General features: G+C 44.0%; 6 protein-coding genes and 5 rRNA genes. 10 read left to right on the top strand and 1 reads right to left on the bottom strand.

Annotated features, from left to right (window positions below):
* Window positions 1-13 precede the first annotated feature (13 nt).
* From QUF94_RS27485 to QUF94_RS27530, 10 genes are all read left to right on the top strand, one after another.
* Window positions 14-2,946, top strand: a 23S ribosomal RNA gene (locus QUF94_RS27485).
* A gap of 64 nt (window positions 2,947-3,010) precedes the next feature.
* Window positions 3,011-3,126 (top strand): 5S ribosomal RNA (rrf, locus tag QUF94_RS27490).
* A 551-nt stretch (window positions 3,127-3,677) separates the two neighbouring features.
* Window positions 3,678-5,228, top strand: a 16S ribosomal RNA gene (locus QUF94_RS27495).
* A gap of 175 nt (window positions 5,229-5,403) precedes the next feature.
* Window positions 5,404-8,336, top strand: a 23S ribosomal RNA gene (locus QUF94_RS27500).
* A gap of 64 nt (window positions 8,337-8,400) precedes the next feature.
* Window positions 8,401-8,516 (top strand): 5S ribosomal RNA (gene rrf, locus QUF94_RS27505).
* The 16S, 23S and 5S rRNA genes sit together here, the layout of an rRNA operon.
* A 907-nt stretch (window positions 8,517-9,423) precedes the next feature.
* Window positions 9,424-10,629: an MFS transporter gene (locus QUF94_RS27510; protein WP_289318823.1), complete on the top strand. Its 1,206-nt coding sequence runs from the start codon at window positions 9,424-9,426 to the stop codon at window positions 10,627-10,629.
* A gap of 57 nt (window positions 10,630-10,686) precedes the next feature.
* Complete coding sequence (gene aroD / locus QUF94_RS27515) at window positions 10,687-11,448, top strand: type I 3-dehydroquinate dehydratase (RefSeq protein WP_289318824.1); 762 nt, start codon at window positions 10,687-10,689, stop codon at window positions 11,446-11,448.
* A 66-nt stretch (window positions 11,449-11,514) separates the two neighbouring features.
* The gene (gene aroE, locus QUF94_RS27520; RefSeq protein ID WP_289318825.1) at window positions 11,515-12,399 is read left to right on the top strand and encodes a shikimate dehydrogenase; all 885 of its coding nucleotides are present in this window, start codon (window positions 11,515-11,517) and stop codon (window positions 12,397-12,399) included.
* Window positions 12,400-12,712: 313 nt separating this feature from the next.
* Complete coding sequence (locus QUF94_RS27525) at window positions 12,713-13,921, top strand: MFS transporter (protein WP_289318826.1); 1,209 nt, start codon at window positions 12,713-12,715, stop codon at window positions 13,919-13,921.
* A gap of 226 nt (window positions 13,922-14,147) precedes the next feature.
* Window positions 14,148-15,161: a LacI family DNA-binding transcriptional regulator gene (locus QUF94_RS27530; protein ID WP_289318827.1), complete on the top strand. Its 1,014-nt coding sequence runs from the start codon at window positions 14,148-14,150 to the stop codon at window positions 15,159-15,161.
* A gap of 121 nt (window positions 15,162-15,282) precedes the next feature.
* Here QUF94_RS27530 and QUF94_RS27535 read toward each other — a convergent pair whose 3' ends face one another.
* Window positions 15,283-15,840, bottom strand: coding sequence for a shikimate kinase (locus QUF94_RS27535; protein ID WP_289318828.1), 558 nt, complete (start codon window positions 15,838-15,840; stop codon window positions 15,283-15,285).
* Window positions 15,841-16,578 lie beyond the last annotated feature (738 nt).

Here is a 16,578-nt window from a genome sequence, read left to right on the forward strand (position 1 = left end):
AGATCTTTTTAACGGTTAAGTTAGAAAGGGCGCACGGTGGATGCCTTGGCACTAGGAGCCGATGAAGGACGGGACTAACACCGATATGCTTCGGGGAGCTGTAAGTAAGCTTTGATCCGGAGATTTCCGAATGGGGAAACCCACTGTTCGTAATGGAACAGTATCTTTACCTGAATACATAGGGTACTGAAGGCAGACCCGGGGAACTGAAACATCTAAGTACCCGGAGGAAGAGAAAGCAAATGCGATTTCCTGAGTAGCGGCGAGCGAAACGGAATTAGCCCAAACCAAGAGGCTTGCCTCTTGGGGTTGTAGGACACTCAACATGGAGTTACAAAGGAACGGGGTAAATGAAGTGATCTGGAAAGGTCCGTCAAAGAAGGTAAAAACCCTGTAGTTGAAACTTCGTTCCCTCCTGAGTGGATCCTGAGTACGGCGGGACACGAGAAATCCCGTCGGAAGCAGGGAGGACCATCTCCCAAGGCTAAATACTCCCTAGTGACCGATAGTGAACCAGTACCGTGAGGGAAAGGTGAAAAGCACCCCGGAAGGGGAGTGAAATAGATCCTGAAACCGTGTGCCTACAAGTAGTCAAAGCCCGTTAATGGGTAATGGCGTGCCTTTTGTAGAATGAACCGGCGAGTTACGATTTCATGCGAGGTTAAGTTGATAAGACGGAGCCGCAGCGAAAGCGAGTCTGAATAGGGCGAATGAGTATGAGGTCGTAGACCCGAAACCAGGTGATCTACCCATGTCCAGGGTGAAGTTCAGGTAACACTGAATGGAGGCCCGAACCCACGCACGTTGAAAAGTGCGGGGATGAGGTGTGGGTAGCGGAGAAATTCCAATCGAACCTGGAGATAGCTGGTTCTCTCCGAAATAGCTTTAGGGCTAGCCTCAAGATGAGAGTATTGGAGGTAGAGCACTGATTGGACTAGGGGCCCCCAACGGGTTACCGAATTCAGTCAAACTCCGAATGCCAAATACTTATTCTTGGGAGTCAGACTGCGAGTGATAAGATCCGTAGTCGAAAGGGAAACAGCCCAGACCACCAGCTAAGGTCCCAAAGTATACGTTAAGTGGAAAAGGATGTGGAGTTGCTTAGACAACCAGGATGTTGGCTCAGAAGCAGCCACCATTTAAAGAGTGCGTAATAGCTCACTGGTCGAGTGACTCCGCGCCGAAAATGTACCGGGGCTAAACGTATCACCGAAGCTGTGGATTGACACCATTAGGTGTCGATGGTAGGAGAGCGTTCTAAGGGCGTTGAAGTCAGACCGGAAGGACTGGTGGAGCGCTTAGAAGTGAGAATGCCGGTATGAGTAGCGAAAGAAGGGTGAGAATCCCTTCCACCGAATGCCTAAGGTTTCCTGAGGAAGGCTCGTCCGCTCAGGGTTAGTCGGGACCTAAGCCGAGGCCGAAAGGCGTAGGCGATGGACAACAGGTTGATATTCCTGTACCACCTATACATCGTTTGAACGATGGGGGGACGCAGAAGGATAGGGTAAGCGCGCTGTTGGATATGCGCGTCCAAGCAGTTAGGCCGGAAACGAGGCAAATCCCGTTTCCATTAAGGCGGAGCTGTGATGGCGAGGGAAATATAGTACCGAAGTTCCTGATTCCACGCTGCCAAGAAAAGCCTCTAGTGAGATGTAAGGTGCCCGTACCGCAAACCGACACAGGTAGGCGAGGAGAGAATCCTAAGGTGTGCGAGAGAACTCTCGTTAAGGAACTCGGCAAAATGACCCCGTAACTTCGGGAGAAGGGGTGCTTTTTAGGGTGAATAGCCCGGAAAAGCCGCAGTGAATAGGCCCAGGCGACTGTTTAGCAAAAACACAGGTCTCTGCGAAGCCGCAAGGCGAAGTATAGGGGCTGACACCTGCCCGGTGCTGGAAGGTTAAGGGGAGAGGTTAGCGCAAGCGAAGCTTTGAACCGAAGCCCCAGTAAACGGCGGCCGTAACTATAACGGTCCTAAGGTAGCGAAATTCCTTGTCGGGTAAGTTCCGACCCGCACGAAAGGTGTAACGATCTGGGCACTGTCTCAACGAGAGACTCGGTGAAATTATAGTACCTGTGAAGATGCAGGTTACCCGCGACAGGACGGAAAGACCCCGTGGAGCTTTACTGCAGCCTGATATTGAATTTTGGTACAGCTTGTACAGGATAGGTAGGAGCCTGAGAAGCCGGAGCGCTAGCTTCGGTGGAGGCGTTGGTGGGATACTACCCTGGCTGTATTGAAATTCTAACCCGCGCCCCTTATCGGGGTGGGAGACAGTGTCAGGTGGGCAGTTTGACTGGGGCGGTCGCCTCCTAAAGAGTAACGGAGGCGCCCAAAGGTTCCCTCAGAATGGTTGGAAATCATTCGTAGAGTGTAAAGGCACAAGGGAGCTTGACTGCGAGACCTACAAGTCGAGCAGGGACGAAAGTCGGGCTTAGTGATCCGGTGGTTCCGCATGGAAGGGCCATCGCTCAACGGATAAAAGCTACCCCGGGGATAACAGGCTTATCTCCCCCAAGAGTCCACATCGACGGGGAGGTTTGGCACCTCGATGTCGGCTCATCGCATCCTGGGGCTGTAGTCGGTCCCAAGGGTTGGGCTGTTCGCCCATTAAAGCGGTACGCGAGCTGGGTTCAGAACGTCGTGAGACAGTTCGGTCCCTATCCGTCGCGGGCGCAGGAAATTTGAGAGGAGCTGTCCTTAGTACGAGAGGACCGGGATGGACGCACCGCTGGTGTACCAGTTGTCTTGCCAAAGGCATAGCTGGGTAGCTACGTGCGGACGGGATAAGTGCTGAAAGCATCTAAGCATGAAGCCCCCCTCAAGATGAGATTTCCCATGGCGCAAGCTAGTAAGATCCCTGAAAGATGATCAGGTTGATAGGTCAGAGGTGGAAGCGTGGCGACATGTGGAGCTGACTGATACTAATAGATCGAGGACTTAACCAACGCTTTTTAAAAAATGAAATACCTTCTTATTATCTAGTTTTGAAGGAACAACGTTCCTTTATTGTTTGGTGGCGATAGCGAAGAGGTCACACCCGTTCCCATTCCGAACACGGCAGTTAAGCTCTTCAGCGCCGATGGTAGTTGGGGGTTTCCCCCTGTGAGAGTAGGACGCCGCCAAGCCATTTCAAAGACCAGCCATCCGGCTGGTCTTTTTTGCATTTATAAGGACGTGTACAATATATGAAGACTTATAAGGTTTTTTTAGGATACCTTGGAGTTCTGTCTGAATTATATTTATTAAAGTCGTGTTTTTTATCCTTAAGCCAACGGGAATCAGATGGATATAGACCCTTCATTCAGAAAAGGAATTATTTATTTTGAAATGTGTTGACTTTAAAGTGAAATTGGATTAATATAAATAAGCACCAACTAAGACAAACGAACAACTTCATCCGCTTTTGGTAATCTACCAAAAGAAAAATAATAACTATTGACTTCTTACTATGAAAATGATAAGATGAAATGGTCGCTGAAAAACACAGCGATTTAAAATAAGTTTAAAACTTCGCAGAAGTTGACAACTAATCAATAAGATGTTATGATGAATAAACAAGCCGTTCGAAAGAACGATTGTGAAATTGCTCTTTGAAAACTGAACAAAACAAAGCGCCAACGTTAAATTTTAAGTGAGCACACACTATCAAAAAAGCAAAATGAGCAAGTCAAACATTTCTTCGGAGAGTTTGATCCTGGCTCAGGACGAACGCTGGCGGCGTGCCTAATACATGCAAGTCGAGCGAATCGATGGGAGCTTGCTCCCTGAGATTAGCGGCGGACGGGTGAGTAACACGTGGGCAACCTGCCTATAAGACTGGGATAACTTCGGGAAACCGGAGCTAATACCGGATACGTTCTTTTCTCGCATGAGAGAAGATGGAAAGACGGTTTCGGCTGTCACTTATAGATGGGCCCGCGGCGCATTAGCTAGTTGGTGAGGTAATGGCTCACCAAGGCGACGATGCGTAGCCGACCTGAGAGGGTGATCGGCCACACTGGGACTGAGACACGGCCCAGACTCCTACGGGAGGCAGCAGTAGGGAATCTTCCGCAATGGACGAAAGTCTGACGGAGCAACGCCGCGTGAACGAAGAAGGCCTTCGGGTCGTAAAGTTCTGTTGTTAGGGAAGAACAAGTACCAGAGTAACTGCTGGTACCTTGACGGTACCTAACCAGAAAGCCACGGCTAACTACGTGCCAGCAGCCGCGGTAATACGTAGGTGGCAAGCGTTGTCCGGAATTATTGGGCGTAAAGCGCGCGCAGGTGGTTCCTTAAGTCTGATGTGAAAGCCCACGGCTCAACCGTGGAGGGTCATTGGAAACTGGGGAACTTGAGTGCAGAAGAGGAAAGTGGAATTCCAAGTGTAGCGGTGAAATGCGTAGAGATTTGGAGGAACACCAGTGGCGAAGGCGACTTTCTGGTCTGTAACTGACACTGAGGCGCGAAAGCGTGGGGAGCAAACAGGATTAGATACCCTGGTAGTCCACGCCGTAAACGATGAGTGCTAAGTGTTAGAGGGTTTCCGCCCTTTAGTGCTGCAGCTAACGCATTAAGCACTCCGCCTGGGGAGTACGGCCGCAAGGCTGAAACTCAAAGGAATTGACGGGGGCCCGCACAAGCGGTGGAGCATGTGGTTTAATTCGAAGCAACGCGAAGAACCTTACCAGGTCTTGACATCCTCTGACAACCCTAGAGATAGGGCTTTCCCCTTCGGGGGACAGAGTGACAGGTGGTGCATGGTTGTCGTCAGCTCGTGTCGTGAGATGTTGGGTTAAGTCCCGCAACGAGCGCAACCCTTGATCTTAGTTGCCAGCATTCAGTTGGGCACTCTAAGGTGACTGCCGGTGACAAACCGGAGGAAGGTGGGGATGACGTCAAATCATCATGCCCCTTATGACCTGGGCTACACACGTGCTACAATGGATGGTACAAAGGGCTGCAAACCTGCGAAGGTAAGCGAATCCCATAAAGCCATTCTCAGTTCGGATTGTAGGCTGCAACTCGCCTACATGAAGCCGGAATCGCTAGTAATCGCGGATCAGCATGCCGCGGTGAATACGTTCCCGGGCCTTGTACACACCGCCCGTCACACCACGAGAGTTTGTAACACCCGAAGTCGGTGAGGTAACCTTTATGGAGCCAGCCGCCTAAGGTGGGACAGATGATTGGGGTGAAGTCGTAACAAGGTAGCCGTATCGGAAGGTGCGGCTGGATCACCTCCTTTCTAAGGATAATTACGAGAGCGCTTTTGTTTTGTTCAGTTTTGAATGAGTAATTCATTCAAATAGGAAAGACAAGCATCACGATGTGATGGATTCTTTCTGCTTTGTTCCTTGAAAACTAGATAATAGATAGAAGGCAATTAATTTTTTTCAAAGCATCTGTAAGATCTTTTTAACGGTTAAGTTAGAAAGGGCGCACGGTGGATGCCTTGGCACTAGGAGCCGATGAAGGACGGGACTAACACCGATATGCTTCGGGGAGCTGTAAGTAAGCTTTGATCCGGAGATTTCCGAATGGGGAAACCCACTGTTCGTAATGGAACAGTATCTTTACCTGAATACATAGGGTACTGAAGGCAGACCCGGGGAACTGAAACATCTAAGTACCCGGAGGAAGAGAAAGCAAATGCGATTTCCTGAGTAGCGGCGAGCGAAACGGAATTAGCCCAAACCAAGAGGCTTGCCTCTTGGGGTTGTAGGACACTCAACATGGAGTTACAAAGGAACGGGGTAAATGAAGTGATCTGGAAAGGTCCGTCAAAGAAGGTAAAAACCCTGTAGTTGAAACTTCGTTCCCTCCTGAGTGGATCCTGAGTACGGCGGGACACGAGAAATCCCGTCGGAAGCAGGGAGGACCATCTCCCAAGGCTAAATACTCCCTAGTGACCGATAGTGAACCAGTACCGTGAGGGAAAGGTGAAAAGCACCCCGGAAGGGGAGTGAAATAGATCCTGAAACCGTGTGCCTACAAGTAGTCAAAGCCCGTTAATGGGTAATGGCGTGCCTTTTGTAGAATGAACCGGCGAGTTACGATTTCATGCGAGGTTAAGTTGATAAGACGGAGCCGCAGCGAAAGCGAGTCTGAATAGGGCGAATGAGTATGAGGTCGTAGACCCGAAACCAGGTGATCTACCCATGTCCAGGGTGAAGTTCAGGTAACACTGAATGGAGGCCCGAACCCACGCACGTTGAAAAGTGCGGGGATGAGGTGTGGGTAGCGGAGAAATTCCAATCGAACCTGGAGATAGCTGGTTCTCTCCGAAATAGCTTTAGGGCTAGCCTCAAGATGAGAGTATTGGAGGTAGAGCACTGATTGGACTAGGGGCCCCCAACGGGTTACCGAATTCAGTCAAACTCCGAATGCCAAATACTTATTCTTGGGAGTCAGACTGCGAGTGATAAGATCCGTAGTCGAAAGGGAAACAGCCCAGACCACCAGCTAAGGTCCCAAAGTATACGTTAAGTGGAAAAGGATGTGGAGTTGCTTAGACAACCAGGATGTTGGCTCAGAAGCAGCCACCATTTAAAGAGTGCGTAATAGCTCACTGGTCGAGTGACTCCGCGCCGAAAATGTACCGGGGCTAAACGTATCACCGAAGCTGTGGATTGACACCATTAGGTGTCGATGGTAGGAGAGCGTTCTAAGGGCGTTGAAGTCAGACCGGAAGGACTGGTGGAGCGCTTAGAAGTGAGAATGCCGGTATGAGTAGCGAAAGAAGGGTGAGAATCCCTTCCACCGAATGCCTAAGGTTTCCTGAGGAAGGCTCGTCCGCTCAGGGTTAGTCGGGACCTAAGCCGAGGCCGAAAGGCGTAGGCGATGGACAACAGGTTGATATTCCTGTACCACCTATACATCGTTTGAACGATGGGGGGACGCAGAAGGATAGGGTAAGCGCGCTGTTGGATATGCGCGTCCAAGCAGTTAGGCCGGAAACGAGGCAAATCCCGTTTCCATTAAGGCGGAGCTGTGATGGCGAGGGAAATATAGTACCGAAGTTCCTGATTCCACGCTGCCAAGAAAAGCCTCTAGTGAGATGTAAGGTGCCCGTACCGCAAACCGACACAGGTAGGCGAGGAGAGAATCCTAAGGTGTGCGAGAGAACTCTCGTTAAGGAACTCGGCAAAATGACCCCGTAACTTCGGGAGAAGGGGTGCTTTTTAGGGTGAATAGCCCGGAAAAGCCGCAGTGAATAGGCCCAGGCGACTGTTTAGCAAAAACACAGGTCTCTGCGAAGCCGCAAGGCGAAGTATAGGGGCTGACACCTGCCCGGTGCTGGAAGGTTAAGGGGAGAGGTTAGCGCAAGCGAAGCTTTGAACCGAAGCCCCAGTAAACGGCGGCCGTAACTATAACGGTCCTAAGGTAGCGAAATTCCTTGTCGGGTAAGTTCCGACCCGCACGAAAGGTGTAACGATCTGGGCACTGTCTCAACGAGAGACTCGGTGAAATTATAGTACCTGTGAAGATGCAGGTTACCCGCGACAGGACGGAAAGACCCCGTGGAGCTTTACTGCAGCCTGATATTGAATTTTGGTACAGCTTGTACAGGATAGGTAGGAGCCTGAGAAGCCGGAGCGCTAGCTTCGGTGGAGGCGTTGGTGGGATACTACCCTGGCTGTATTGAAATTCTAACCCGCGCCCCTTATCGGGGTGGGAGACAGTGTCAGGTGGGCAGTTTGACTGGGGCGGTCGCCTCCTAAAGAGTAACGGAGGCGCCCAAAGGTTCCCTCAGAATGGTTGGAAATCATTCGTAGAGTGTAAAGGCACAAGGGAGCTTGACTGCGAGACCTACAAGTCGAGCAGGGACGAAAGTCGGGCTTAGTGATCCGGTGGTTCCGCATGGAAGGGCCATCGCTCAACGGATAAAAGCTACCCCGGGGATAACAGGCTTATCTCCCCCAAGAGTCCACATCGACGGGGAGGTTTGGCACCTCGATGTCGGCTCATCGCATCCTGGGGCTGTAGTCGGTCCCAAGGGTTGGGCTGTTCGCCCATTAAAGCGGTACGCGAGCTGGGTTCAGAACGTCGTGAGACAGTTCGGTCCCTATCCGTCGCGGGCGCAGGAAATTTGAGAGGAGCTGTCCTTAGTACGAGAGGACCGGGATGGACGCACCGCTGGTGTACCAGTTGTCTTGCCAAAGGCATAGCTGGGTAGCTACGTGCGGACGGGATAAGTGCTGAAAGCATCTAAGCATGAAGCCCCCCTCAAGATGAGATTTCCCATGGCGCAAGCTAGTAAGATCCCTGAAAGATGATCAGGTTGATAGGTCAGAGGTGGAAGCGTGGCGACATGTGGAGCTGACTGATACTAATAGATCGAGGACTTAACCAACGCTTTTTAAAAAATGAAATACCTTCTTATTATCTAGTTTTGAAGGAACAACGTTCCTTTATTGTTTGGTGGCGATAGCGAAGAGGTCACACCCGTTCCCATTCCGAACACGGCAGTTAAGCTCTTCAGCGCCGATGGTAGTTGGGGGTTTCCCCCTGTGAGAGTAGGACGCCGCCAAGCCATTTCAAAGACCAGCCATCCGGCTGGTCTTTTTTTTGTGTTGTGGATAGAAGACCGAATATGATCATTAGGCTTTATGAAAAGAAAAAAATATGAGTTCCATTTATCATCCTTATAGGAAATAAGAAGATCAAGGAAGTTGAAAATAAGGGCAAATGTGTTACAGCATTACTTAGCCAGAGATTGAACAAAGTAATTTATAATAATTTAGAAGACAGATGATTAACTCGAGTGAAAAATTCAACTTTATAACTTCAATTACAAAAAGTTGCAACATTGGATTTAAATCAGAAGCACTTCATTTATTTTAGCTAAAAAGAAATTTATTCAGAAACTGGTAACTAAAAAAGTAAGGAATATCGAAATAGAAGAAACTAATTTTAAGAGATAATATGCCTTGTGCCATATTAAATAAAAACATTCATCATCATGTATGAACAGTACCAAAAACAAGTTATGGCTGAACTATTAAGATAAGGATGATATTTGGTGAGCACTTCAAAATTCAGAGATGGTTAATAAGGAACAGTGTTTCGGGTCTGCTTCATGAGTTTGACACAATGAAATTAGCGCAGTATAATAATTCGAGTAGAACGATATACTAAAAAAGTTAACTAAATTACTTCAGCATAAGCGCTAAAATTCAATACTATTGGATTTATAATCTTCTTGATAAGAATTGTGTTAGTAGAACGATATACTAACTATTAGTGAGAATTAGTAGAACGATATACTAGATTAAAATCTAGTAGAACGATGTACTAACTGGAGTCGGTTACTTAGAGGTTTATTGTTTTTTATTTGAACGTAATTTGTTTCTTTTATGATATGGGGCAAGGGGGATACTTCTGAAAGGCTAAAGAATCAAATTGAATTTCGATCATTAATAACTATAGGGGTGTGTTTCATGAAAAATCCATTTATAAAAATGGCAACAGGTTTATATATTAGCTATTTTATTTTAGGCATGATCAATATTATCATTGGATCGAATATGGAAAATTTATCCGAACAATTAAACACAAGTGCATCGGGGATAAGCTACTTGGTCTCTGCTATAGGAATCGGTAAGTTAGTTTCTTTGTTTTTCGCCGGTAGACTGTCAGATAAATTAGGAAGGAAGCCATTTGTCGTTTCAGCATCTTTTATCTACCTGATCTTCCTCATAGGTATACCTTTGGCTCCTAACTATACATTGGCATTTATATTTGCTGTCTGTGCTGGTATTGCAAACTCATTTTTGGACGCTGGTACGTATCCTGCGCTTATTGAGGCTTTTCAAAAGAAAGCAGGTTCCGCTACCGTATTAATAAAAGCGTTCGTTTCAGTCGGTGCCGCACTTTTCCCATTTATCATGGCATTCTTTATAGCTAGAGATATGTTTTACGGGTATACATTCTTCTTAATGGCTGCTGTTTACCTTGTTAACGGATTCTTCTTGCTCAAGGTTTCATTCCCGAATCATAAAGCTCCTAGTGATGTCCAAGATGACGAACAAGCTGCAACGGTTCAACACCAATTCCTATCAAAACCGAAGTTTGCTCAGGAAGGATTAGCCGTCATACTTTTAGGCTTCACATCAACTGCTTTATTCATGCTGGTTCAAGTCTGGCTCCCGAACTTTGGACAAGAGGTATTGGGGCTAACCCAGGCTAAGGCTGTTCAATTGCTTAGTTACTATAGCATTGGCTCACTTGTTTCTGTCATTTTACTGGCGGTACTATTGAATAAGGTAATTAAGCCTATTACCGTCATGATCATCTATCCAATCATTGCAGCACTATCTTTATTGTCACTCATATATATCCAGCAACCATTTATGACTGTTTTGAGCGCTTTCTTCATTGGACTTTCAACTGCAGGAGTGTTCCAATTAGCCATGACAATAATTACCGAATTCTTCCCAGCCAATAAAGGGACAATTACTTCATATGTAAACATTGCAGCTAGTTCAGCTTTTATCATCATACCTTTCGTTACAGGTATCATTTCTAAGAGTGCCGGTTTAACTGCAGTCTTCTTGTTTGATGTGGCAATTGCAATAGTCAGTATTTTATTGGCCGTTTTCGTTGCCTATCGATATAAAAAGGTAATTAAGATTTCATCCAATTAAGTGGTAGAAGCGAACATCAATCACCACTGATGATAATGATAAAAGGGGGAAACATCCATGCAAACAATCACGATCAAAGACGTAACGATCGGAGAAGGGGTTCCAAAGATCATCGTTCCGCTTATGGGGACCACTGAAAAAGAACTACTGAAAGAAGTTGAAACGGTAAATGCTTTAGAGCCGGATATCATTGAATGGCGAGTGGATGTCTTTGAAAAAGTTGAGAGCTTAGAAGCCGTTTCGGAAATGATTTCAAAACTTAGACGTGCTGTACCTAGTACATTGCTGCTTTTCACTTTTAGGAGCCATAAAGAAGGCGGGAACAAGAAAATCACCGATGAACATTATTTTCAACTGCTTCATACAGCAATTAGAACGAAGAATATTGATCTTGTCGATGTAGAGTTATTTTTTGAAGAGTCGTCAGTGAAGGAGACTGTAAAAGTAGCTGAGGAAAATGGCGTATACGTAGTGATGTGTAACCATGATTTCGATAAGACACCAGAAAAAGAAGAAATCATATACCGTTTGCGTAAAATGCAGGAATTAGGAGCTCATATTCCAAAAATCGCTGTAATGCCCCAAAGTGTTGGTGATTTACTCATTTTATTAGATGCAACCCATACGATGAAAACAAAGTATGCCGATCGTCCGTTCATTACGATGTCAATGTCGGGTACAGGTCTGGTAAGTAGATTATCAGGCGCGGTGTTTGGATCTGCTTGTACATTCGGTGCCGGAAAAGAAGCATCTGCCCCAGGACAAATTCCTGTTAATCAATTAAGAAGTGTATTGGAGATCATTGATCAAAATATTTAATTAGAAATTTCTTCTAAGAAGGAATTTATATAAAATTTTCAAATTAACCACCAGGGGGAATAGAACATGGAAAATCTAGGACGTATCAATGGAAAAACAGAATTGGTAGGGTTGCTGGCAACACCTATCGGACATTCTTTGTCACCAGCCATGCATAATTTAGCTTTTGATAAATTAGGATTGAATTGCGCCTATTTAGCATTTGAAGTCGGAAATGAACAATTGGAAGATGCAGTCAAAGGGATGCGTGCATTAAATGTAAAAGGATTTAACGTATCCATGCCTAATAAAATGAAAATACTTCCTTATCTTGACGAGTTGGCAGACAGTGCTAAATTTTCTGGGGCCGTTAATACAGTTGTCAATGTCGATGGGAAATTCGTGGGTCACAGTACCGATGGAATGGGTTATACTCGGAACCTAAAAGAACATGGTATAAATATTAAAGGTAAGAAAATGACTCTTATCGGTTCTGGTGGGGCTGCTACTCCTATCGCTATTCAATCCGCTCTAGAAGGTGTGGCGGAAATTAGCATTTTTGCTCGTGATGATGCTTTCTACCCGCAAGCAGAAGAAAATGTACGAATCATCAATGAAGATATGAAGCACTTAAACGTGAAAGCAAATGTATACCCTCTTGAAAATGTTGAACAATTAAGGGCTGAAATCGCAACTAGTGATATTTTGGCAAATGGAACTGGCGTTGGCATGAAACCACTTGAAGGCTTAAGTGTCATTCAAGATGAATCCATGCTACGTCCTGATTTAATCGTAACAGACGTTGTTTACATTCCCCGCAAATCGAAACTAATGGAACAAGCTGAGGCTGCGGGTGCTACAGCAATTAATGGTCTTGGGATGATGCTATGGCAAGGTGCATTGGCCTTTGAATTATGGACAGGTCAACAGATGCCTGTAGATTACATCAAAGAGCAAATGTTTGCAGAATAATATGATTCACTCTCGAGATTATTCTCCATGTTATCGTAATAGAGGTTTTTTCATACTTGAAGTGCATCATTGTTAAAGGATAAAAGTACTTACAAATGAGTGTAGAAAACCTCGGAGCTAAGAAATGCAGGGAGTGAAGTCCCTTGTTTTTCTTAGCGTTTTTTTTTGAAAAGTGGTTTTCATTTAAATGGATAACATAAAGGGGAGACTTTAATTCAAAATGTATTTATAGAAAAATATTTTATTACTGTATTTTTGAATTATAAGGTCAAGGGAGAAACATCACATCGTGACTTATTATAGGGGTGTAATAATGAAAAATCAGTATTTTAAAGCGGCATCAGGCATGTATATTAACTATTTTCTGCTGGGTATGGTCAATATAATCCTCGCCTCAAACATGTCCTCCTTAACAAAGCAATGGGATACGGATTCTACTGGCATCAGTTATCTCATTGCCGCAATAGGAATAGGGAGATTACTCACGTATGGTCTCACGGGAGTATTATCAGATAAATTTGGAAGAAAGCCTTTAATTATTGTCTCCTCAATTGTAATGGGAGTTTTTTTAATTGGGATTCCATTTTCCTCCACATATGAAATGGCCTTTGTATTTGCTTTACTTGCGGGTATTTCCAACTCAGCCATGGATGCTGGTACATATCCAGCGCTAACTGAAATGTTTCCTAATTCTGCAGGTTCCGCCAGTGTTATGGTTAAGGCTTTTGGTTCACTTGGTGCAACCATCTTACCATTCATCATCTTGTTCCTTTCCAAGAACCAATTATTTTACGGATTTGCATTTATATTACCGGCTGTCATCTATTTCGTTAATATGTTTTTTGTGATGTCGGTTTCATTTCCAAAAAGCAAGTCCGGTCCTGTCAGTAATGAGGATGATTTGCAATTGAACAGGTTCATAACTGAACCTAAATTTTGGAGCGAAGGACTGGCGCTAATCATAATTGGATTTACATCAACTGCGTTATTTACAGTTTCGCAAATCTGGTTACCGAGTTTCGGACATGAAGTTGCAGGGATGTCCACATCAGGTTCGATTAAATTACTGAGCTATTATGGTGTTGGATCACTCATTTCCGTCCTGCTACTATCCGTCTTATTAAACAAATGGATTAAGCCCGTGACGGTGATATTGCTTTATCCAATGATTACTTTACTGACAGTAATCATCATATTAACGGTTCATTCACCTATGGTCTTAAGTATTGCCTCCTTTTTCCTTGGAGCCTCGACAGCTGGGATATTTCAATTAACCATTGCAATAATGACTGAACTTTTCTGGAGGAAAAAAGGAACTGTAACAGGGATCGTTGCGACGGCCTCAAGTTTGGCGAGCGTCATTTTACCAATTGCAACGGGTTTGATCGCCAAGAGTGGGGATATATCTCACATTTTTCTATTCGATTGTTTTATTGCAACATTAGGAATCCTAGCTGCAGCATTTGTTAATTATCGGTATAAAAAATTGACACAGCACCAGACTATATTTAACCAAGGATAAGGAATGGTGACGGATTAGTTAAAACTCCATCTACTAGAACTAGGGTGGCGTTTTTTTTTTGGTCAAATGAATATGGTATATAGATGTATTGGAGAGATTATTGACCGATGAAATAACCTTGTCCCAAAAGCAAGGGTATAATAATGACAGTAACTATATTATTATTATAGTAAGAACATGATAATAAAAAATACATCAAAAATACATTCAAGATGGTGATTGAACTATGAAACAATCCAAAAAAGGTCGAGTTACGCTGCAAGAGGTAGCGAAACATGCTGGGGTATCTACTTCCACTGCTTCCCTAATAGTTCGTAATAACCCGCGAATTTCGGAAGCGACGCGAAAAAAGGTATTAAAATCCATGCATGAATTGGGTTATGTTTACGATAGAATTGCAGCAAACCTAAGATCGCAGAGTTCTGATACTGTAGGAATCATTATTACTGATATATCAAATACCTTTTTTTCTGAATTCCTGATAGGCGTTCACGACGCATTGGATGAGGTCGGTTATACGGTGTTACTGGGGACTACATTCGACTCGGTTACCAAGCAAGACCATCTTCTTTCAACCATGTTGGAACATAGGGTTGGAGGCTTGATTCTTTGTCCTGTCTCTGAAAGTACACAAGAAACCATTGAGCGATTAAATGAAATTGACACGCCGATGGTCCTTGCTGTTAGAGAACTACCGGAAGTGAATAGTGACTATGTAGGCATCGATTATCCAGAAGGAGCCCGAATTGCTGTTGACCATCTTATTGAAAAGGGACATAAAAGAATTGCGCTACTTGGTGGAATCAGGGAATCTTCTACTTGGATCGAGAGAATGGAGGGGTATCGGGAAGCCCTTTCAAGAGCGGGCTTGGAAGTGGATGAATCGTTAATGATAGATAGTGCCCCGACACGGGAGGGCGGGCTAGAGGCTGTATTGAAAGTACTTGAGAATCCCAATCCGCCAACTGCAATCTTTTGCTTTAGCGACTTAATTGCCTTCGGTGTTATGCAAGGATTAAGGATGAAAGGATTTACTCCTGGAAAAGATATAGATATCGTAGGGTTCGATAACGTTCCAGTTGCAGAAATCTATCATCCTCCGTTAACGACCATTTCTTCATTTCCTAGACGTATCGGAAAAGAGGCAGCGAATCTCTTGTACCAGCAAATGGAGAAAATCGAACGTGAACAACAGCGAATCATATTAAACCCAGAACTGATAATTAGAGAGTCTTCCTAATAAAGAAAAATAAAAAGGTGATTAGTTTACAGGAGGCTTGGTATCCTTACCTCTGTATCCTTTTCATCTTTTCTATTATTCTTTTATCGGGGGCATTGGTTAAATATAAAAGGAATGGGGCTTACTTAAGCGGTTCATAAATATCCCAGGCCACTTTCAATGAATCGACTATAAAGTCTGCCACTTCATCAACATCAAGATCGTTGGTATTCACTTTCGAATGATGATAGGAGTATATCTCCTGTCTGGTGTAAAAGAGCTCTTCGATTTCCTCTAGGGTCCGACTTTGTAAAACAGGTCTACTATCAATAAGTAAGCCAATTCTTTCTTTCCAATATTCCCAAGACAAATCAAGGTAGAAGACAATGCAATTAGATAAACAGATATTGCGTATATCCTCTTGTAAGAATGCCCCGCCTCCAACTGAAATGATTTTCAATTGTTGTTGACTAAGGCTTTCAATCACATTTTTTTCTTTTTCGCGAAATGCTTTTTCACCAAACTTCTTGAATATTTCTGTAGTGGGCATATTGAATTCCTTTTCAATTTCTTGGTCTATATCAATAAAGTCCCTATATAATTTTCTGGCTACTTTCTGTCCGATTGTCGTCTTTCCAACTCCCATAAAGCCAATAAAAACGATACTTTGCATCCTCAAAGATGTGTTTTTATTAATCATTTATAAATCCCTCTCCCAACTATTTTTATAATGATTAAAAGTCTATCCTGAAATTTTTAAAATAACTTTATTATAGTACAAGAAAGTAAAATTGTAAAAAAATTTTTTAATATTTGGACAATGGAAATGCGTAATATAAGCAGTTTATTTCTAAAATCACTTATCCCATTCTTAAAGGAACAATCAATTTTTTTATATTCGATTTACACCTTTCATTTATTTGGGTGAATGGTCTATTGAGAATGAAGATAGTAATTGATCTGGATAATATAGTTTTTATGGATTTTGCCAAAAGAGTTACTAATCGGAAGGGGAGTGTGTTTCAAAAAGGTCTTCGATTTAATAAAATGGATGTTGATCGAAGGGGACCTTAGATTTAATGAACAAGAATACAAGAAGGTTTTGGTGGATTATAGTCATGTTGTAATAGGCACATATAATGCTCCTATATAAATGGATAAATCACTTAACAAAGAATTGCATAAAATGTGTTGACTTTATGGTACGAAAGGATTAATATAAATAAGCACCAACTAAGACAAACGAACAACTTCATCCGCTTTTGGTAGATTCCAAAAGAAAAATAATAACTATTGACTTCTTACTATGAAAATGATAAGATGAAATGGTCGCTGAAAAACGCAGCGATTTAAAATAAGTTTAAAACTTCGCAGAAGTTGACAACTAATCAATAAGATGTTATGATGTATAAACAAGCCGTTCGAAAGAACGATTGTG

The organism is Peribacillus sp. NJ4, from assembly GCF_030348345.1.
GTDB lineage: Bacteria > Bacillota > Bacilli > Bacillales > DSM-1321 > Peribacillus.